The organism is Exiguobacterium qingdaonense, from assembly GCF_018617855.1.
Taxonomy (GTDB): domain Bacteria; phylum Bacillota; class Bacilli; order Exiguobacteriales; family Exiguobacteriaceae; genus Exiguobacterium; species Exiguobacterium qingdaonense.
Window position 1 is genome coordinate 1 of the sequence record NZ_JACSKY010000011.1, and the last position, 20,442, is coordinate 20,442.

Genomic DNA, 20,442 nt, shown 5'->3' on the forward strand with positions numbered 1-20,442 from the left:
TTAGATTGACGAAGCTTGCGCTTCATTCAAAAATTGTAAAACTTATTTTTGCCTCATCGTTCAGTTTTCAAAGTTCGTCTGCCGCTCTTAGCGACTCATTTATAATAGCACCTGAAATTATATCCGTCAACTATGAAATGAAAGTTTTTTAATAAAGAATAAATAAAGACGATTCCGTTCGAATCTGTTGAATGGAATCGCCAATCTCTTCTTATATGAAAGCTACGATTCTCACTTCATCCATATGCGATAAATCGTAGTTTGTTTCACCTGCATCTTCAAGGACAATAGGCTGTTCGACACGGTTCGTATATGCGTGGATCGAACCGCGTACCCCATTGCTCAATAAAACCCGACGACCGATTTCATAAAACCCGAGTAATGATGCGAGCAAGGACAAGGCTTCCTCGTCATAGGCTTTGTTTTGCCACATATAGAAATATGCCTCTTCAGGAGAGAGCGGCTTTCGGAACGTCCTAGGTACGGTTAACTGACAAAAACGATCCGCTACAATAAATAGAGGAGATGCAGGATTCAATTCACGTTCAGTCAGCCGTTTTGGAAATCCGGATCCATCCAAACGTTCATGATGCTCCGTGATCAATTGATACACACGCCCTCGCAACGTTTGGGTGCTCGGAAGCATCGATGCCGAGATAAGCGGATGTTGATACAATAGCTCCCGTTCCATTTTTGTGAAATAACGCATATGAGACCATTTTCGAATTTTGGCATAACTCGCATCGGCAAAATAAGAAGCAATTCCATAATCAAATTGAAGCTGATGCTCATCACCACGATATTTCGATAAGGTTCGGGCAACGAGTGCCCGATAGATTGCGTGGTAAATGACATGATTTTTTCGTAACGGTTGACGCGTAAAAAAATGAACGACTGCTGAAAGTGGGATTTCCTGATGAAATAACTGATGAATGAACTCTAACGCTTCGTAAGGATTAGGTGCGATACGCTCTTCCCATTGACTGTAGTGTTTTTCGTATTGAAGCACCTGACCAAAAAAATGTCGTTCTTCTATTGAAGTGAACACCGTTCGTTCGACGGGTGCAACATCAATCTCTTTGATTTTTAAAAAATGTAGCAATCGCAAATGTTCGTTCGTCAAGGAAATTCCAGCTTCTAAGGAAGAAACGGGTGTCAATAACGTCATACCGACATGCACAGTGGATAAATTCAAACGCACTCGAATCCCTCCTAAATATACAAAAAAGATCGAACGGAAACACCGTTCGACCTCTCGTCTTATTCAGTCACATCAGACGATTCGTCGGTTTCAGGTGCTTCATCCCCAAACCCATTCTCCAAATCGACTGCTGATTCCTCTTCCAACTCATCTTTTTTCAGTTTTGCGATGGTCGCTAAGCGATCGCCCTCTTCGATGTTCATTACTTTCACACCGCGAGTGCTCCGGCCCATCTGGGAAATGGTTTGCGAATCGATTCGAATCGCGACCCCATGTTCGGTCATCAACATGATATCATCGTCTTCATCCACGATACGCATCCCGACAACCGTTCCCCGATCTGTCTTGATCCCAATGATTCCAGAACCGCCACGACCTTGTGTGCGGAATTGCTCCATGGCCGTACGTTTTCCGTATCCTTTTTCTGTGATGATCAAGACGTCTTGTGTCGTGCGAACGATCTCCATTGAAACGACCAAGTCATCGTCTTTCTTCAATCGAATCGCGCGAACGCCTCGTGCGGTTCGTCCCATTGAACGCACTTCGCCTTCAAGTGGGAAACGAATCGACATCCCTTGTCGTGTGACAATTAACATTTCATCGTCACTCTTCGCAAGACGGACCGTAACAAGCTCATCTGTCTCGTTCAAGCTGATGGCACGTAGACCGTTTTTGTTGATTCGAGCGTATGCCGAGAGTGGCGAACGTTTGACCAATCCCTCTTTTGTGATAAACACGAGAGACAACTGCTCATCTGCCACTTCTTCAGATTCATCCTCTGTCTCTTCAGCGACCGCTTGGTTAGCCAAATAACTATTGAAATCGACCGGAATCATTGTTTCAACTTTCTCCCCTTTGTCGATTTGAAGCAAGTTAATGATTGGCATCCCTTTTGCGGTACGACTCATCTCTGGAATTTCGTATCCTTTGAGACGGAAGACGCGTCCAAAGTTCGTGAAGAACAGGATAGTGTCATGGGTCGACGCTGAAAGCAAACGCAAGACAAAGTCTGCATCGTTCGTCCCCATTCCTTGTTTTCCACGTCCACCACGACGCTGCGTTCGGTACGAATCTGATGGAATCGCTTTGATATAGCCTTCACTCGTGAGCGTGATCATCATGTCACGAACCGGAATCAAATCCTCATCCTCAAGTTCGACGATGTCCGTGCGAATCACTGTACGTCGTGCGTCACCATACCGTTCTTTGATTTCAGTCAACTCGTTGCGAATGATGTCGAGGAGTAATTCTTCGTCACCTAGAATCGCACGTAGTTCATCGATCAACGCTTTCACTTCACCGTATTCGCCTTCGATTTTTTCACGCTCTAGACCAGTCAGTCGTTGAAGACGCATATCTAAAATCGCTTGTGTCTGCTCAGTCGAAAGTCCGAAGCGGGCAATCAATTTTTCGCGCGCCTCGTCACCTGTTCGCGTACTGCGGATGATGGCGATGACTTCATCTAAGTGATCTAGGGCGACACGAAGGCCTTCTAGTATGTGGGCACGCGCTTCAGCTTTATCCAAATCAAATTGTGTACGACGACGTACGACTTCTTTTTGATGTTCGATATAGTAATAAATCGCTTGTTTGATGTTCAGCGTTTTCGGACGGCCACCTACAAGGGCAAGCATGTTGACCCCGAACGTCGTTTGCATCGGTGTTTGCTTATACAAGTTGTTCAAGATGACACTTGCATTCGCGTCCCGACGCACTTCGATGACGATACGCATCCCGTTACGATCTGATTCGTCTCGTAAATCTGTGATGCCCTCGATTTTCTTGTCGCGAACCAAGTCGGCAATTTTCTCAACGAGACGCGCTTTATTGACCTGGTAAGGAATTTCGTGCACGAGAATTCGTTCGCGGCCATTTTTCAAGACCTCGATTTCAGCTTTCGCGCGCATTGTAATTGAACCGCGCCCAGTCTCATATGCCCGACGAATCCCGCTACGTCCCAAAATCTCTCCGGCCGTCGGGAAGTCAGGACCCGGGATATGTTGCATCAACTCCGCGATCGTGATGTCCGGATTGTGGGAAAGCGCCAATACCCCGTCGATGACCTCGTTCAAGTTATGAGGCGGAACGTTCGTCGCCATCCCGACCGCAATCCCACTCGTTCCGTTCACAAGGAAGTTCGGGAAGCGGGCCGGTAGAACGACTGGTTCTTTTTCCTCACCATCAAAGTTCGGTTGATAATCAATCGTGTTTTTACCGATATCTCGTACGAGTTCCATCGCAATTTTGGACATGCGCGCTTCGGTATAACGCATCGCAGCGGCCGAGTCACCATCGACTGAACCGAAGTTCCCGTGACCGTCAACTAGTTCATAGCGATAGCTGAAGTCTTGAGCCATGCGGACCATCGTCTCGTATACGGCTGAGTCACCGTGTGGGTGGTACTTACCGATGACGTCCCCGACGACACGCGCCGACTTCTTATGTGGCTTGTCCGCGCGAATACCTAGTTCGTTCATCGCATATAAAATACGACGGTGAACCGGCTTCAATCCATCTCGCACGTCCGGAAGGGCACGTGATACGATAACGCTCATCGCATAGTCCATGAACGACGTACGCATCTCTTGGCTTATATTGATATCTTTAATATTTTCTTGTTCTGCCATTCGTTATTGCCTACCCTTCTTATTAAATATCGAGGTTCTTCACGTAATGGGCGTGAGATTGAATAAAGTCACGGCGTGGTTCAACGTTATCACCCATGAGCGTTTCAAAGATCTCATCCGCTTCGATTGCATCTTGAAGATCGACACGAAGCATCGAACGCGTTTCCGGGTTCATCGTCGTATTCCATAACTGCTCAGGATCCATCTCTCCGAGACCCTTGTAACGTTGAACGCTATAACGTGCATTTTCAGGAAGTTGTGCAATCGCCGCCTGCAACTCTCGCTCGTTTTGGACATAGACCGTTTCTTTACCATGCTTCACTCCATAGAGCGGTGGTTGCGCGATATAGACATATCCACTTTCAACGAGCGGACGCATGTAACGATAGAAGAATGTGAGCAGCAATGTTCGAATGTGCGCACCGTCGACATCGGCATCGGTCATGATGATCAGTTTATGGTAACGCGCTTTTGATAAGTCAAACTCGTCGGCAATCCCTGTTCCGAGAGCCGTAATGATGGTCCGGACTTCTTGGTTAGCCAAAATCTTATCGAGACGTGCCTTCTCAACGTTGATGATTTTCCCTCGGATCGGCAGGATCGCTTGGAAATGACGATCACGACCTGATTTCGCAGAACCACCGGCCGAGTCACCCTCAACGATGTACAATTCAGATTTTGATGCATCTTTGGAAGAACAGTCAGCCAATTTCCCTGGCAATGAACTGACTTCAAGTATTCCTTTGCGACGTGTCATCTCGCGTGCACGTTTCGCGGCGAGACGCGCGCGTGCCGCCATCAACCCTTTGTCGACAATGAGACGGCCGACCGATGGGTTCTCGAGCAGGAATTGTTCGAACGTATCGCTGAATAGCGTGTCTGTCGCCGTCCGGGCATCCGCATTGCCAAGTTTCGTCTTCGTCTGGCCCTCGAACTGTGGAGAAGGGTGTTTGACCGAGACGATCGCTGTCAATCCTTCACGGACGTCGTCCCCTGAAAGGCTACCATCGGCTTCTTTCATCAACCCGAAGCGTTTTGCATAATCGTTGATGGAACGTGTGAGCGCTGTTTTGAATCCAGTCTCATGTGTTCCCCCTTCATGCGTCGGGATATTGTTCGTGAAGGAGTAGATGTTACTTGCGAAACCTTCGTTGTATTGAAGCGCAATCTCGACTTCGATTCCGTCTTTCGTTCCATGAACATAGACGGGATCTTCGTGGATTGATGCTTTTGAACGGTTCAAGTGCTCGACGTAAGACTTGATCCCACCCTCATAGTGATAGTTTCGTTCAATCGTCTCGTCATTACGGTCGTCTTTTGCGATGATCCGCAGTCCTTTATTTAGGAAGGCAAGCTCCCGTAGACGCGTCGCTAACAAATCGAAATCATATTCGAGTGTCTCTTGGAAGATGTCACCGTCCGGGAAGAAGCGGACCGTCGTTCCGGTCGTATCTGTCGTCCCAACGATTTCAAGTTCTCCCTGTGGAATACCACGTTTGAACGATTGGTAATAGACGTTTCCGTCGCGGCGTACGAACACTTCGAGTTTAGTCGACAAAGCGTTAACAACCGACGCTCCGACACCGTGAAGACCACCTGACACTTTGTATCCACCACCGCCGAACTTACCGCCCGCGTGTAACACTGTGAAAATAACTTCAACGGCAGGTCGACCTGTTTTCTTTTGAACGTCGACCGGAATCCCACGTCCGTTGTCTTCGACAACAATCGAGTTACCTGGCTCGACAGTCACAGTGATCGTGTCACAATAACCCGCAAGCGCCTCATCGATCGAGTTATCGACAATCTCCCATACTAAATGGTGGAGACCACGAGAGCTTGTGGAACCGATATACATCCCTGGACGTTTACGGACAGCCTCTAAGCCTTCAAGGACTTGAATCTGATCGGCGCCGTACGCTTGCAATTCTTTTTCATTTTCATTACTCATCGGTTATTTTCACCTACTATACATGATTTGGTGTTCCTACTTACCACGACTACACGGATTCTGTGTCAACTGCACCTTGTTTCACGTGAAACACTTTAGCTTGTTGAATAGTCTCATGTGCAATCCCGTCAATATTTGTTGTCGTCAAAATCGTTTGTACTTTCTGTCCCATCGTGTCGAGGAGATGGGTTTGGCGATGATCGTCAAGCTCAGATAACACATCGTCTAATAACAACAGAGGATACTCGCCTACTTCTTCATGAATCAATTCAATTTCAGCTAGCTTCAATGACAAGGCCGCCGTTCGTTGCTGACCTTGTGAACCGAACGTTTGAACGTTTCGATTGTTGACATACAACTCAAAATCGTCACGATGCGGACCAAACAAGGTCACACCTCTTCGTCGTTCGTTCTCTCTTATTTTATCAAACTTTTGACGATACGTTTCAAACATCTGTTCTTTTGAGAACCGTTCTTTTTGGAACGTGTCCGAAACGTATTGAATCGTCAATGTTTCGAGTTCTCGTGTGATCCCGGAGTGAATCGGATTTGCCCACTTTTCGAGCTGGTCAATGAAGTGATATCGTCTCATCACGATTTTCACGGCGAGTTCAATCAATTGATCTGTCAACACCTCGAGAAACGTCTCGTCTCCACCTTTTGTGGATAACTGCTTCAATAGAGCGTTCCGTTGCTTCAACGTCTTCAAATACTGATTGAGCTCGTGTAAGTACACCGGGCTGACCTGTCCGATTTCCATATCTAAAAATCGTCGCCTCCCTTGCGGACTGCCCTTTACGATGGCTAAGTCTTCAGGGGCGAACAAGACGACGTTGAATGCGCCGACATAGTCACTGAGACGACGTTGTTCCAAATGATTGAGTTTTGCCTTTTTTCCTTTAGGAGAAAAAGAGAGGCTCTGTACCGATTCGCCCGTCCGTTTATGAATCCGTCCCTCGATACTCGCAGCATCAGCTTCCCAACCGATTAACTCACGGTCTTGTGTCGTCCGATGCGATTTCGCGAGCGCAAGTACGTAAATCGATTCGAGAAGATTCGTTTTTCCTTGGGCGTTCTCACCAATCAGAACATTCGTCTGTTCTGAAAAATCTAGCTCGAGGGTTTCGTAGTTGCGATAGTTTTGCAATCGGATCGACTTTAAATGCACGTTAGTTTCCCTCGATTTGATATTCCCCGAAGCCTTCGACTTCGATTGTATCTCCATCTCTTAATTTACGACCACGGCGCTGGTCCTGCTCGCCGTTCACTTTAATCATGACATCCTCTAAAAAGAACTTTGCCTGTCCCCCGCTTGAGATGATATCTGCTAATTTTAAAAATTGTCCGAGTGTCACATACTCGGTTGTAATCGACACTTTTTCCATGTCGTCACTTCCTTTCTCACATGCTGATCTGAAAAAATCGCCATACATATTAGTTTATCGAAAATCGTCGAATAAGGCAAAAAGAGGGATGACAAGGCAAGACACCTCATCATCCCTATCCGCAACTTACGATGTGCGGACTGGCAAAATCAGTTGAAGAACACTATCTTGTTCAACCGGTCGTAAAATGAACGGTCGCATCGAACCCGTGAACTGGATTTCGATTTCAGATGCATCGAGTGCGCGGAGCGCGTCCATCACAAATTTTGAGTTGAAGGAAATTTTCAGTTCCTCCCCTTCAAGTGACAGGATGCTGACCCGTTCCGATACTTTCCCGACCTCGGGTGAGTGCGAAGACACTTCGACTGCTGTCGTATCCTCCGCCACGAATTTAATGACGTTGTTGCGATCGGCACGTGCGAGAAGCGATGCACGGTCGATGGCTTGTAAGAATTCTTTCGCATTCATTCGTACCGCTGTACGATATTCTTCCGGAATGAGACGTGACGTGTCTGGATACGCCCCGTCTAACAAACGAGAGAAGAACGAGATGTTCTTCATGCGGAACAGAATTTGTTGATCCGTTAAAACAATTTCAATCGGTAACTCTTCACGGTCGAGCAATTTAGCCAATTCGTTGAGCGAACGGCCAGGAACGACGACATTTTGGAATGTCAAATCGTTATCCGTTTCAAAGCGGGCACGGCGAAGCGCCAAACGGTGGCTGTCCGTTGCGACACATGTGAGGAAACCTTTCTCTGCTGAGAAGTTGACCCCCGTCAATACCGGGCGCGTCTCTTGAGAAGAAACGGCGAAGCTCGTCTGACGGATGATTGTCTTCAACAGATCGGCTGGTAAATAGAAACGACGGTCACTCGCGAGTTCAGGTAGACGCGGATATTCGTCTGGGTCGAGCCCGTTCAAATGGAACTCTGCCTGTCCAGATTCGATTCGAGTCATGAAGTTCGGCGAGACTTCGAGTGTGACTTCGTTCGTCGGTAACTTCTTCACGATTTCTCCTAAGAAGCGGGCGTTCAACACGACGCTTCCGGCACGTTGAATCTGAATGAGTTCGATTCCACCTTCTTCGATTGGAATCAAACGTTCAATCGAAATCTCAGTATCACTTCCTGTCAGTGTTAAACCGTCCGCATGTGCTTCTAGCTTTAAGCCTGTCAAAATCGGAATGGTTGTGCGTGAAGCCACAGCTTTTGATACGTCTTGTACGGCTTGCATGAATACATCTCGTTGAATCGTTAAATGCATGTGGATAATTCCTCCTAAGGTGAAATGAGTTCATTTCCTAATGATAATAATAGTATGAATTAAGTCATAATAGTAATAGGGGCTGTGGATACTGGGGATAAGTCCCCTTAAGCCTACGTATAAAGCGATTTCCCTTGTGAATAACTTGTGGATAACTAGGGTGGTTTATCCACAGGATATCCACAGTGAATCTTTCGTTAGTTTGAAAGTGTCTTTTTCAGCGTTTGAATCGTCTCCTGCATTTCCACATCGTTTTTTAAAAGCGTGCTAATCTTCTCGTGCGCATGAATCACGGTCGTATGATCACGCCCCCCGAACTCTTCCCCGATTTTAGGTAGGGAGCTCTCTGTCATCTCCCGAGACAGATACATGGCGATTTGACGCGGGAATGCTAACGTTTTCGTCCGTTTTTTGGAGTTCAATTCTTCTACTTGAATGTTGAAGTGTTGACCGACGACTTCTTGAATGTCACGAATGACAATCTTCTTTGCTTCCTGGACAGGCATGATGTTATGAAGCGCTTCGGCTGCCACATCCGGGTCGATTGGTCGCCCGACGAGTTTTGCGTAAGCAACGACTCGTGTCAGCGCCCCTTCTAGCTCCCGAATGTTTGTATCGATTTGATTCGCAATATACAGCATGACTTCATTCGAGATATCGAGTCCTTCAGCGGTCGCTTTTTTACGGAGAATCGCGATTCGTGTCTCGAGGTCGGGCGGCGTGATGTCTGTAATGAGTCCCCATTCGAATCGTGAACGTAGTCGATCTTCTAACGTCGGGATTTCTTTTGGTGGTCGGTCACTTGAGATCACGATTTGTTTCTGATCGTTGTGCAACGCATTGAACGTGTGGAAAAACTCTTCCTGTGTCTGCTCTTTCCCTGCTAAGAACTGAATATCATCAATCAACAACACGTCGATGTTGCGATAACGGTTACGGAACTCACCGGTCTTGTTATCCCGAATCGAGTTGATGAATTCATTCGTGAATTTTTCAGAGGAAACATATGCAATCCTAGCCCCTGGTTTTTGAGCTTTTACATAGTGACCGATCGCATGCATCAAATGCGTCTTGCCGAGTCCGACACCCCCGTAAATGAATAACGGATTATACGCACGTGCCGGTGCTTCCGCGACGGCGAGCGATGCTGCATGGGCAAATCGGTTCCCCGATCCGATGACAAACGTCTCAAAAATGTACTTGTCATTCAGTTGTCCAAGATCCCCTTCCTCTTTTGAAGGTAATGACATGGGCTGTTCTTTCGTTTCCGTCACAGCGATAGATTCATTTGATCCATCTGCTGGAGCATACTTGTGTGCTTGAGATTCTTCGATGAAATGAATTTCAAGCTTGTTGTTTGTAATTTCTTCAACCGTATCCTGTAGCAGAGACAAGTATTGTCGCTCTAACCACGTAACGATAAAACTGGCGGGTGCCGACACGACGAGCGTCGTTCCCATCAATGATATCCCCTCGGTTGATTTCAACCACATATCAAAACTAGCTTTTGGAGTTCGTTCCTCTTCTTCGATAATCGATAAGACATTTCTCCAAATTTCGCGAGCATTCTTCAATGAAAGACCTCCTTTACTCACATTTTGGTAAAACTTATTCACACGATATACACATACACTATTCTATAGTAGAAACTAGGGTTATCCCCAAAGAACAAAAACTGTGGATAAAGTTATCCACATGGTGTTCATTATGGGGATAACACTTATCCACAGCCTGTGTATATCTCGGAATCACGAATTGTTCATCCACAAGTTTGTGCACATTCAGTTTAGCAAAATAAAATAGACGTGGCAATGCTTTTCGGTATTTATCCACAGTTAAAGAAAAGTATCCACACCCACTTATCCACATGCTGTGTGTTTTGTGGATAACCTGTGGATATGTTGTGGATAATGACAGGATAATCGATTTGATGATAAAAAAGTTATACACAAAAGAGGAGGAAGTGAAACAGAAGATTGTTTTTGTAAAAGAAGAAAACGAGAAATAAGGAATTTGAATATGAAAAAAGAAGAGTTATTCACATATAAGTGTGGATAACTTCGAGTTTTTGTGGATAAAATGGCTCAACATGGCTATTTATAGAGACCGTTTATAAAATACGTAAAGGTTGTGTATAATTTCATCCTCCTCATCCCTTCCACGCATACGATCGAATCCATGTGGAAAACCACTTTCGAAGCGACTCACTCATTGAATTCGAAAACCGTCCGAAAATACATTGACAATTATTGATTCGATTTATATAATCTTAAAGACTGCCTTAAATGAAACTATAACTTGCTAATAGAGCGTTAATCTTGAGGAGGTGCTGTAACCATGAAACCAACTTTCAACCCTAACAACCGTAAGCGTAAGAAAGTCCACGGATTCCGTGCACGCATGGCGACTAAAAACGGTCGCAACATTCTTGCTGCTCGTCGCCGTAAAGGCCGTAAAGCCTTGACTGTATAATGTCGAATAAAGATTGCCCGGGGATCAATCCTCGGGCAATTTTTAGTTTGTCACAGAAACGTAGCATTTCATGGATTCTCCCTCGTTCAAATGATGAGGATATGATATGATGTTAGTTGACGATTTTTGAAGCGAAGGATGGAGTGAGAATTTTGAAAAAAGAATACCGCCTGCAGAAGAATGAAGAGTTCCAAGCGGTGTTTCGTGAAGGACGCTCCGTGGCCAATCGTCAGTTTGTCGTCTACACGCTCAAAGCGGATCAAGCGCATTTCAGAGTGGGTCTTTCTGTCAGCAAAAAGCTTGGAAATGCTGTGGAACGGAACCGTATGAAACGATTGATGCGTGAGTCGCTTCGCCTGCTCGAACCGAACGTTGCCCCGAATGATTATGTGATCATTGCTCGGAAACCTGCGACCGCACTGACGCAGTCGGAAGTGACCGAGAGTTTGAAACACGTATTTAAACGGTCCAAAGTTTGGCGAAAGCAAGACCGGTGACCATGACAATCTGAATTTGTTCTCTCATATAATTAGAGTCTGATAAGATTGCCCGATCGACGTGTGCGTTAAGAAGAATTGATAAAGAAATTGTAGGAGGAACTATGAGCAAAAAGCTAAAATTAGGATTACTCGCTGCCATGACCGCGGTCATCATGCTGATGGCAGGCTGTGTGGATCCGTCTACCATCCAAGCCGAACCAGTTACGGCTGACTCAGAAGGTTTTTGGGCGAAATATTTCGTATGGCCACTCGCATGGCTTTTGAAGGAAGTTGCTTACTTAGTCGGTGGCCCGTGGCAATACGGGATTTCAATCATCATCGCGACGATTATCGTCCGGTTGTTGATTCTTCCGCTCATGATCAAGCAGACGAAGAGTATGGGCGCTATGCAAGTGTTGCAACCAGAAATGCTGAAGCTTCGTGAAAAGTACAGCTCGAAAGACCAGGAAACACAACGTAAACTTCAAGAAGAGATGATGAAACTTTATCAAGAGTACCAAATCAACCCTCTCGCAGGATGTTTGCCAATCTTGATTCAAATGCCGATCCTCTTCGCGTTCTATGATGCGATTCGTCGTACGCCTGAGATTTTCGAAGCGAACTTCCTATGGTTCGACCTCGGTGCTCCGGACCCGACGTTCATCTTGCCGTTTTTAGCGGCAATCTTGACATATGCTCAGCAGAAAATTTCGATGGCTGGCCAAGAGCAGAACCCGCAATTGAAGATGATGTTATATATCTTCCCGGTCATGATTTTCATCATGTCGATTAACCTTCCAGCTGCCCTCTCCTTGTACTGGGTAGTCGGTTACATCATCTCGATCATCGTCACGATGGCAATCATGCTCCCGATGCGTGAGAAGATGAAGGTTGCGGCTGAAGCGAAAATTGCTGCGAAAGAAGCAGAACGTGCAGCGCTTGCCGAAGAAGAAAAGAAAAACAAAAAGAAAAAACGTAAATAATCACTAAGCTGAGTGTCTCCTGACGCTCAGCTTTTTTTTGTGGATTGCGTGTCGAAGAGACGGGAATAGTAAAAGAAACGAGTAAACGGAGGTGTGGGAAAATGGAGGCATTCATTCATCGTCTGGAACGTTCGACGTTATGGCAAGCAATCCTTTACTTTGTACTCGGTGTTCTCATTCTGTTGTATCCTCGATTTTTCTTTGATGTCATGGTATACGTCATCGCCGGTTATTTGGCCATCATGGGAGGTTGGATGATTTTCCAAGGGATGCGCAGGCGTCAGGGAGGATTGCCACCTGCTTTCTTTATGGGGATCATTCACTTGATTTTGGCAGCGGTCGTCTTTTTCTTCGCTGAGACGTTAGCGAGTCTTCTGCCGATTTTAATCGGAGCCCTGTTTTTGATGGGTGGAATCATCCGTCTGATTCAGGCGCTCGGATATCGTCAATCGATGGCGAGACGATGGCTTTGGTTTTTGATTGGAAGCATATTGTGGATTGCTGTCGGCATTCTCATGTTGACGAATCCGTTCAGTAGTCTGCTCGTCTTATTTCAACTGTTCGGTGGAGTCCTCATTGCGATTGCGGTACTAGAGCTGTTCCTCTACTTCACGATTCGCTCGACGAAGCGGCAAGTCCGACCTTGAAAACAAGCCAAGCCGTCCTAAAATGAGGGACGGCTTGTTTCTCGTTGAAGCAACTGTTCCATGAACGGTCCGAAAACATTGAAGTCGGAAAGGGAAGCGAAAAAAGATTGCTCTTCCTTGAGTCGCTCCATATAGATGTGGGCGGCTTTTTCGTGCGAGCCGGGCGTCAATTGGTCATAAAACGGATGTAAATCGATTGTACGTTGCTTTGTCACATCCTTTAATCCGAGGGAAGCCCGCTCTGGTGTATGATGGGCGGCTAACACATATGCGAAATGATTCATCCCTTGCCGAAGCATTTCAGTTGCCCATATGTCATTGCCCCGATTTCGAGATTTCGTATATTGAAAAAAGAACCAAATGGCATCGAACGCATGCTCATTTATCGCTCTCTCATCCAGTTGCAATGAAGTGGCATGCATAGCGAGCCGCTGCTGTGGGTCGTAGAGTACATGAATCGAGTCTTGATGATTCAATGAATCTTCTGTGACCGTGAACAGATCGAGATGTAAGAAATCATCAAAGACGGCGATGAGTTGTGGTGCGACGATATGAATCTCGTCTTTCAGTAAGGTTGGACGATAGGCGTGTAGGTGCTCGAGGCGCCTCGATTGAAAGGAGACTTCCTCATCGGGATGAACCATGACGTAAAGGTCGATGTCGGAGTGTTCATCCGCCTCCCCACGACCGAACGAACCTTTCATGAAGATGGCTTGGACGGCCTCATCTTGTTTCAATCGTTCCGTGATGACGTGAATCGCGTTTTGCTGGTTCATGTGAATCCCCTCTTTCTTATGTAAATATATTCCTTTATTGTACGAAAATAAAGATAGGATCTGCAATGACTTCACCGATAGGCCGACTCTTTCGTTCAAGTCGAATATCGTGTATAGTAGGTTCGTTATGCATATGATAGAAGAAGATGTTTAGGTTTGGAGGGAGAAAGATGCTAGAGTTTGACACGATTACAGCGATTTCGACGCCGATGGGTGAAGGTGCCATCGGGATTGTCCGGTTATCGGGCGATTTGGCGGTCGAAACGGTGAACAATGTGTTTTCTGGAAAAGACTTAACAACAGTCGATTCACATACGATTCATTATGGAACGTTGAAACGTCCTGATACGGGCGAAGTGGTAGATGAAGTCATGGTCAGTATTATGCGCGCACCGAAGACGTTCACGCGAGAAGATGTCGTCGAGATCAATTGTCATGGAGGCGTCGTGGCGGTCAATCGTGTCCTAGAGCTCATTCTCGACCAACGAGACATCCGTCTAGCAGAACCGGGCGAGTTCACGAAACGTGCCTTTTTGAATGGACGCATCGACTTGTCTCAGGCGGAAGCCGTCATGGACCTGATTCGAGCGAAGACCGATCGGGCGATGAACGTCGCGATGGCGCAAATGGAAGGACGTTTGTCACGTCTCGTCCGCGAGTTACGTCAGCAATTACTCGAGACGATTGCGGCAGTCGAGGTCAACATCGACTATCCAGAGTATGATGCGGAAGAGATGACACAGGCCATCGTCGAAGAGAAAGCGGGTGAGGTCAAACGTATCCTCGAGCAGTTACTCGAAACGGCGAAACAAGGCAAGATCTTACGCGAAGGTTTAGGAACGGCGATTATCGGTCGACCAAACGTCGGAAAATCTTCCTTGATGAATACGCTCGTTCAAGAGACGAAGGCGATTGTCACAGAAATCGCCGGTACGACGCGTGATACGATTGAAGAATACGTCAATGTGAAAGGTGTTCCGCTCAAACTGATTGATACTGCAGGGATTCGGGAGACGGAAGACATTGTGGAACGGATCGGTGTGGAAAAATCGAGGAAGGCGTTAGAAGCGGCAGACTTGGTTCTTCTCGTCCTGAACGGTCATGAAGGATTGACCGTCGAGGATGAGGCATTGTTTGAGGCCGTCAAAGGGATGAACGCCATCATCATCATCAACAAGACGGACTTGCCACAAAACATGGATTCTTCTAAGCTAGAGAAACTAGCGGCAGGACGTCCGATCGTGGCGACGTCGCTCTTACTAGATGAGGGAATCGATGCTCTAGAAGCGGCCATCGCGAACCTCTTCTTCGCAAAAGGCGTCGAGTCACAAGATATGACGTATATTTCGAACGCTCGACACATTCAGTTAATTAAACGGACGATTGGACAAATCGATGAGGCGCTCGGGAGTGCTGTCATGAATATGCCAATCGACATGGTCCAAATCGATTTACGTCGTGCGTGGGACACGCTCGGTGAAATCAATGGAGATACCGTACAGGAGAGCTTGATTGATCAGCTCTTTTCACAGTTTTGTCTTGGGAAATAATAAGGAGGAACGAATATGGCTTATACGGCAGGCGAGTTTGACGTTATCGTCATCGGGGCCGGGCACGCAGGGATAGAAGCGGCACTCGCATCGGCTCGAATGGGTGTGAAAACAGCGATGCTCACCATGAACCCCGATATGGTTGGATTCATGTATTGCAACCCGTCAATCGGTGGACCAGCGAAAGGAATCGTCGTACGTGAAATCGATGCTCTCGGCGGGGAGATGGGTCGTGCAATTGACGCGACATATATTCAGATGAAGATGCTCAACACATCGAAAGGTCCCGCAGTACGTGCGCTTCGTGCACAGGCGGACAAATTCCAATATCAAAATCATATGAAGAAAGTGCTTGAAGACGAGCCGAACCTGTTGCTCCGTCAGGCATTGGTTGAACGTTTATTGATTGAAGATGGAGAAGTACGTGGCGTGGTAACGAACACGGGTTCAGAATATCGCGCGAAGGCCGTCATCGTCACGACAGGAACGTTCATGCGTGGTCAAATCATCATCGGTGAACTGGCATACGAAAGTGGTCCGAACAATCAGATGCCATCGGTCGAGCTATCGAAGCATCTAGAAGAACTCGGTCTTGAATTGGTTCGGTTCAAAACGGGCACACCGCCACGAATCGACGGGAAGACAATCGATTATTCGAAGACGGAGATTCAGCCAGGAGACGAGAATCCATCGTTCTTCTCATACACGTCGACGGATTTGAATCCAATCGAACAAATCCCATGCTGGCTCACGTATACGAGTGAGCGCACGCACCAATTGATTGATGAGAACTTGCATCGCTCACCGATGTACTCGGGTGCAATCAAAGGTACGGGACCACGTTATTGCCCATCGATTGAAGATAAGGTCGTTCGATTCAATGACAAACCGCGTCACCAAATCTTCTTAGAGCCAGAAGGACGCGACACAGAAGAAATCTATGTCCAAGGCTTCTCGACGAGTATGCCGGAAGACGTGCAACATCAAATGCTTCGGACAATCCCGGGGCTTGAACATTCAGAGATGATGCGTCCCGGTTATGCGATTGAGTACGATGCGGTCGTACCGACACAACTGTGGCCGACGCTCGAAACAAAGGCAGTCCCAGGACTTTTCACAGCTGGACAAATCAACGGGACGAGCGGCTATGAAGAAGCGGCCGGACAAGGGATCATGGCTGGAATCAATGCCGCATGCAAAGTGCTCGGTAAAGATTCGGTCATCTTGGACCGTTCCCAGGCATATATCGGTGTCTTGATCGATGACCTCGTGACGAAAGGGACGAACGAACCGTATCGCCTTCTCACATCTCGTGCCGAATATCGTCTCTTGTTGCGCCATGACAACGCAGACCTACGACTCAGCGACATCGGACATGAGATCGGCTTACTTTCAGAAGAACGACATGCACATCTAAACGGGAAGCGTGAAGCGATTGAAAAAGAAGTGAAGCGTCTCTCGTCGCTAGTCGTCAAACCGACACCTGAAGTCAATGCGATGCTCGAATCGGTCGGTGCACATCCGCTCAAAGAAGCGACACATGCCAATATCCTGTTGAAGCGTCCAGAAGTGTCGTATGAAGCGCTTATGACGGTCGTCCCATCAACAGACGAGTTGGCGTTTGAAGTGAAAGAACAAGTCGAGATTCAAGTGAAGTACGAAGGCTATATTTCAAAACAGCTCGAACAAGTCGAGAAGATGCGTCGTATGGAAGAAAAACGAATCCCAGAAAACTTGGACTACGATGCAATCGGTGGTCTCGCGACAGAAGCGAAACAAAAACTAAAACAAGTTCGTCCCCTTTCGATCGGACAAGCGTCACGTATCTCAGGCGTAAACCCGGCAGACGTGTCAATCTTGCTCGTCTATATCGAACAAGGACAATATGCGACGGTGGAGTGAAACGATGAACGAATCTCAATTTGTTGAAGCGTTACGAGCTGAAGGGTTTGAGCTGAGTGAGACGCAACTCACTCAGTTCAAACGTTACTTTGAAATGCTCGTCGAATGGAATGAAAAAATGAATTTAACGGCCATCACGGACCGAGAAGAAGTGTATTTGAAACATTTTTATGATTCGCTTAGCGCAGCGTTTCATTTCGATTTCACGAAAGTCGAAACGTTGTGCGACGTAGGAGCTGGGGCAGGTTTCCCGAGTCTCCCTCTAAAGATTTTATTCCCACACTTACACGTCACGATCATCGACTCATTGAACAAGCGCATCACGTTCTTGAACGAGTTGGCCCTCGCCCTCGGATTAGAAGGAGTCGCGTTCCACCATGGTCGTGCCGAGGAGTTCGGGAAAAATAAAAAGTTCCGTGAGCAGTTTGATGTCGTCACCGCACGTGCGGTCGCCCGCATGACCGTGTTGGCGGAATACTGTTTACCGCTTGCGAAAGTGGGCGGGAATTTCGTTGCGCTCAAAGCAGCTAAAGTAGCAGACGAGATGACAGATGCAAAAAATGCATTGGCTGTTTTAGGCGGGAAAGAAAAAGCGACACACCAGTTCCTATTGCCAGGAGAGATGAGTGAGCGTAATATCGTAGTTGTAGATAAACTACGAAAAACGCCTGGGAAATATCCGCGTAAAGCGGGGACACCGGCAAAAGAGCCACTTATCTGATGATGTCGTTTCACGTGAAACAAAAGCAGATTCCAGTGGTGGAGTCTGCTTATTTTTTTTACATAAAGGGGTGCCCAACGTTGAAGAATAGATTTGCGAAATTGTTCGGTGTGAACCGAAAAGACGAAGTTGCCGTGACGCAGATCGCGGAAGTTCGAGCGGATGATACGGTGCAAGAGCTGTCACTGTCACGATTGCGTCCGAACCGTTACCAGCCGCGTAAAGTATTCGAACCGGCTAAAATTGAGGAACTGGCAACGACGATTTCGGAACATGGACTCCTTCAACCGATTGTGGTTCGAAAGGCAGACGGGGACTGCTATGAAATCATTGCCGGTGAGCGTCGCTTCCGAGCGGTGAAATCACTCGGATGGTCGGCCATTCCGGCCATCGTTCGCGATATGGACGATGATACGACTGCCGCTCTTGCCTTAATTGAAAACTTGCAACGTGAGCAGTTAAGCCCGATCGAAGAGGCGGAAGCATATGATCGTTTACTTGCCTTGAACGGCTTGACCCAAGACGCGCTCGCAAAAAGTCTAGGAAAGAGCCAATCAACGATTGCCAACAAGTTGCGCTTGTTAAAATTGCCGGAAGATGTCAAACAGTCGCTTCGCGATCGACGAATCAATGAACGGCACGCCCGTGCACTCTTACCGTTGAAAGAAGAAGGATTGCAACTTCAGGTGCTTGCAGAAGTGTTGGAACAAGACTTCAACGTCAAAGAGACAGAAGAGCGTGTCGCCTTTTTGACAACACCGATCGAAGAAGAGAAACGGAAACCGAAAAAACAACGTCGTCGGACGAAGAGCTTTGCGCGCGACACCCGAATCGCCATCAACACGATTCGTGACTCAATCGATTTGATTGGTAAAACAGGGATTGATGTCCAAACTGAAGAAGTAGACGAAGAGGAATTTGTTGAAATTCGAATTCGCATCCCGAAAGCGCGGCCTCAAAAATGAGTCCGTGTTTTTTCATACGATGAAGGAGGTTCATAGATGGAACGACTAGCCCTGAAATTTATTCGCCCGAATCCGAATCAGCCCCGAAAACAATTCGAGGTTGAAAAACTAGAAGAGTTGAAGCAATCGATTGAACGATACGGTGTGTTACAACCGATTGTGGTCCGGAAAGCGACGGGGTACTACGAAATCATTGCCGGTGAACGACGTTTCCAGGCGGCAAAACTCGCCGGGAAGGAAGACATTCCTGCTTTAGTCGTCACGGCGGATTCCGATCGCGTCATGGAGTTGGCGTTGATTGAAAACATTCAGCGTGCCGACTTGAACGCCATCGAAGAAGCGGTCGCTTACGAACAACTGATGCAAACACTCGGTCTGACGCAACAACAATTGGCTGACCGCGTCGGAAAGAGTCGGAGTCATGTGACGAATAGCCTTCGTCTCCTTCGTTTGCCGAGTTCAGTACAACATGCGGTCATGGTCGGAGAACTGACGATGGGTCATGCTCGGGCCATTACGGGCATGAAGTCGGAGCAGGCGATGGAGCAGATTGCAAAACGGGTCATCGCCGAACACTGGACGGTTCGACGACTCGAACGACACTTACAAAAAGAGCGCACAGCAAAAAAGACGCCGAAGCAATCGAACGCAAATATCGAGGCGGTCGAAGCGGTGCTTGCCGAGCGTCTTCAAATGGATGTGTCGATTCGTCCGCGCCGAAAAGGCGGTGTCCTCGAGCTAAAATATTTTTCACAAGACGACTTGGAACAGTTGTTGACGCTATTATCGCCTCAAGACTTTGATTCGTCTCGTGACTGACGTAGACGTGTGATGGCGGCTTCCTCGTGATGGAGGCGACCGATTCGTGCGTCAAAATCAACGAACCCTTCAGTGATGAAGCGGGCGAGTTCGTATACGAGATGGAGACGAGTATTTTGTAAAATCATCATTTCCATGAACCCACTCACATTGACAACGGCTTTAATGTTGTAAGCGCCGACTGCGGGTAGTTCTTTTTGGACACCTGCACCGGGCGCAAGAGGCCCTTCTGAGAAGAAGACGTATCCGACACTCGACAAACGTCCGAGGCAGGCGTCGATGGCAATGATGAGCGGCTGATGAAAGCGAGTCTGAATTTCATGTAGCGTCTCTACCAAATTGAGCGCATGTACAGGTTTCGTCAACGTACCATATACATGTACATTCCGAATGTGACGCTCTTCCAAAAACGTTCCGACGAGGGGGCCGAGCGAATCACCTGTCGAGCGGTCTGAACCGATGCACACAAGCACGATGGGACGATGGGTTTCATCGACAAGTTGTTCGTAGAGTTGGTCCGCAAGCAATCTCGATCCACTCCGTTCAGTGTGTTCAATGAAGAAGGAGTATGGTTTATGAGGTTTTAAGCGAAACGGCATGAATCTCATCCTCTCTTCTAAGCTGCCTATTCGTAGTTGCAGTTGGGGGATTGATCTCGTATTAAACCATTCCCAAAAGTGGAAAACTTCTAAACTTCC

The 20,442-nt window shown here is 47.2% G+C and carries 18 protein-coding genes; 9 read left to right on the forward strand and 9 right to left on the reverse strand.

Annotated features, from left to right (window positions below; genetic code table 11):
- Positions 1-211: 211 nt before the first annotated feature.
- The 7 genes from KNP00_RS11470 to dnaA form a co-directional block, all read right to left on the reverse strand.
- Positions 212-1,201: an HD-GYP domain-containing protein gene (locus tag KNP00_RS11470; protein ID WP_215145358.1), complete on the reverse strand. Its 990-nt coding sequence runs from the start codon at positions 1,199-1,201 to the stop codon at positions 212-214.
- Positions 1,202-1,260: 59 nt separating this feature from the next.
- Positions 1,261-3,828 (reverse strand): DNA gyrase subunit A, encoded by a 2,568-nt coding sequence (gene gyrA, locus KNP00_RS11475; RefSeq protein ID WP_215145360.1) that lies wholly within the window; start codon positions 3,826-3,828, stop codon positions 1,261-1,263.
- Between the two features lie 22 nt (positions 3,829-3,850).
- Entirely contained in the window at positions 3,851-5,779 is a 1,929-nt protein-coding gene (gyrB, locus tag KNP00_RS11480; protein WP_215145362.1) for a DNA topoisomerase (ATP-hydrolyzing) subunit B, read from the reverse strand.
- 49 nt (positions 5,780-5,828) lie between these two features.
- Positions 5,829-6,947 (reverse strand): DNA replication/repair protein RecF, encoded by a 1,119-nt coding sequence (recF, locus tag KNP00_RS11485; RefSeq protein ID WP_215145365.1) that lies wholly within the window; start codon positions 6,945-6,947, stop codon positions 5,829-5,831.
- 1 nt (position 6,948) lies between these two features.
- Entirely contained in the window at positions 6,949-7,164 is a 216-nt protein-coding gene (yaaA, locus tag KNP00_RS11490) for a S4 domain-containing protein YaaA (RefSeq protein ID WP_015880213.1), read from the reverse strand.
- Between the two features lie 126 nt (positions 7,165-7,290).
- Positions 7,291-8,430, reverse strand: a complete 1,140-nt coding sequence (gene dnaN, locus KNP00_RS11495) for a DNA polymerase III subunit beta (protein ID WP_026824743.1) — start codon at positions 8,428-8,430, stop codon at positions 7,291-7,293.
- Between the two features lie 197 nt (positions 8,431-8,627).
- A complete protein-coding gene (gene dnaA, locus KNP00_RS11500) occupies positions 8,628-10,004 on the reverse strand; it encodes a chromosomal replication initiator protein DnaA (RefSeq protein ID WP_215145367.1) in 1,377 nt (458 codons plus the stop codon).
- A gap of 763 nt (positions 10,005-10,767) precedes the next feature.
- Here dnaA and rpmH point away from each other — a divergent pair.
- The 4 genes from rpmH to KNP00_RS11520 all read left to right on the forward strand — a co-directional run bounded on the left by rpmH (position 10,768) and on the right by KNP00_RS11520 (position 13,011).
- Complete coding sequence (gene rpmH / locus KNP00_RS11505; protein ID WP_015880216.1) at positions 10,768-10,902, forward strand: 50S ribosomal protein L34; 135 nt, start codon at positions 10,768-10,770, stop codon at positions 10,900-10,902.
- Positions 10,903-11,054: 152 nt separating this feature from the next.
- Complete coding sequence (gene rnpA / locus KNP00_RS11510) at positions 11,055-11,399, forward strand: ribonuclease P protein component (protein WP_215145368.1); 345 nt, start codon at positions 11,055-11,057, stop codon at positions 11,397-11,399.
- 104 nt (positions 11,400-11,503) lie between these two features.
- Positions 11,504-12,364 carry a membrane protein insertase YidC gene (gene yidC / locus KNP00_RS11515; RefSeq protein WP_215145370.1) on the forward strand — a complete coding sequence of 287 codons (861 nt, stop codon included), beginning with the start codon at positions 11,504-11,506 and terminating at the stop codon, positions 12,362-12,364.
- Between the two features lie 101 nt (positions 12,365-12,465).
- Entirely contained in the window at positions 12,466-13,011 is a 546-nt protein-coding gene (locus KNP00_RS11520) for an HdeD family acid-resistance protein (protein WP_215145372.1), read from the forward strand.
- A gap of 17 nt (positions 13,012-13,028) precedes the next feature.
- Here the strand turns inward: KNP00_RS11520 and KNP00_RS11525 are convergent, their stop codons facing one another.
- On the reverse strand, positions 13,029-13,787 hold the full coding sequence (locus KNP00_RS11525) for a nucleotidyltransferase domain-containing protein (protein WP_215145374.1): 759 nt from the start codon (positions 13,785-13,787) through the stop codon (positions 13,029-13,031).
- A 170-nt stretch (positions 13,788-13,957) separates the two neighbouring features.
- Between KNP00_RS11525 and mnmE the strand changes: the two genes are divergently transcribed.
- The 5 genes from mnmE to KNP00_RS11550 all read left to right on the forward strand — a co-directional run bounded on the left by mnmE (position 13,958) and on the right by KNP00_RS11550 (position 19,744).
- Entirely contained in the window at positions 13,958-15,337 is a 1,380-nt protein-coding gene (gene mnmE / locus KNP00_RS11530; RefSeq protein WP_215145376.1) for a tRNA uridine-5-carboxymethylaminomethyl(34) synthesis GTPase MnmE, read from the forward strand.
- Positions 15,338-15,352: 15 nt separating this feature from the next.
- Positions 15,353-17,239, forward strand: coding sequence for a tRNA uridine-5-carboxymethylaminomethyl(34) synthesis enzyme MnmG (mnmG, locus tag KNP00_RS11535; protein ID WP_215145378.1), 1,887 nt, complete (start codon positions 15,353-15,355; stop codon positions 17,237-17,239).
- A gap of 4 nt (positions 17,240-17,243) precedes the next feature.
- Positions 17,244-17,960 carry a 16S rRNA (guanine(527)-N(7))-methyltransferase RsmG gene (gene rsmG, locus KNP00_RS11540; RefSeq protein WP_215145380.1) on the forward strand — a complete coding sequence of 239 codons (717 nt, stop codon included), beginning with the start codon at positions 17,244-17,246 and terminating at the stop codon, positions 17,958-17,960.
- 80 nt (positions 17,961-18,040) lie between these two features.
- Positions 18,041-18,925: a nucleoid occlusion protein gene (gene noc, locus KNP00_RS11545; RefSeq protein ID WP_015880224.1), complete on the forward strand. Its 885-nt coding sequence runs from the start codon at positions 18,041-18,043 to the stop codon at positions 18,923-18,925.
- A 36-nt stretch (positions 18,926-18,961) separates the two neighbouring features.
- A complete protein-coding gene (locus KNP00_RS11550) occupies positions 18,962-19,744 on the forward strand; it encodes a ParB/RepB/Spo0J family partition protein (RefSeq protein ID WP_215145382.1) in 783 nt (260 codons plus the stop codon).
- Here the strand turns inward: KNP00_RS11550 and yyaC are convergent.
- A complete protein-coding gene (gene yyaC / locus KNP00_RS11555) occupies positions 19,717-20,343 on the reverse strand; it encodes a spore protease YyaC (protein ID WP_215145384.1) in 627 nt (208 codons plus the stop codon). The two genes, KNP00_RS11550 and yyaC, sit on opposite strands and share 28 nt — an antisense overlap.
- Between the last annotated feature and the right edge of the window lie 99 nt (positions 20,344-20,442).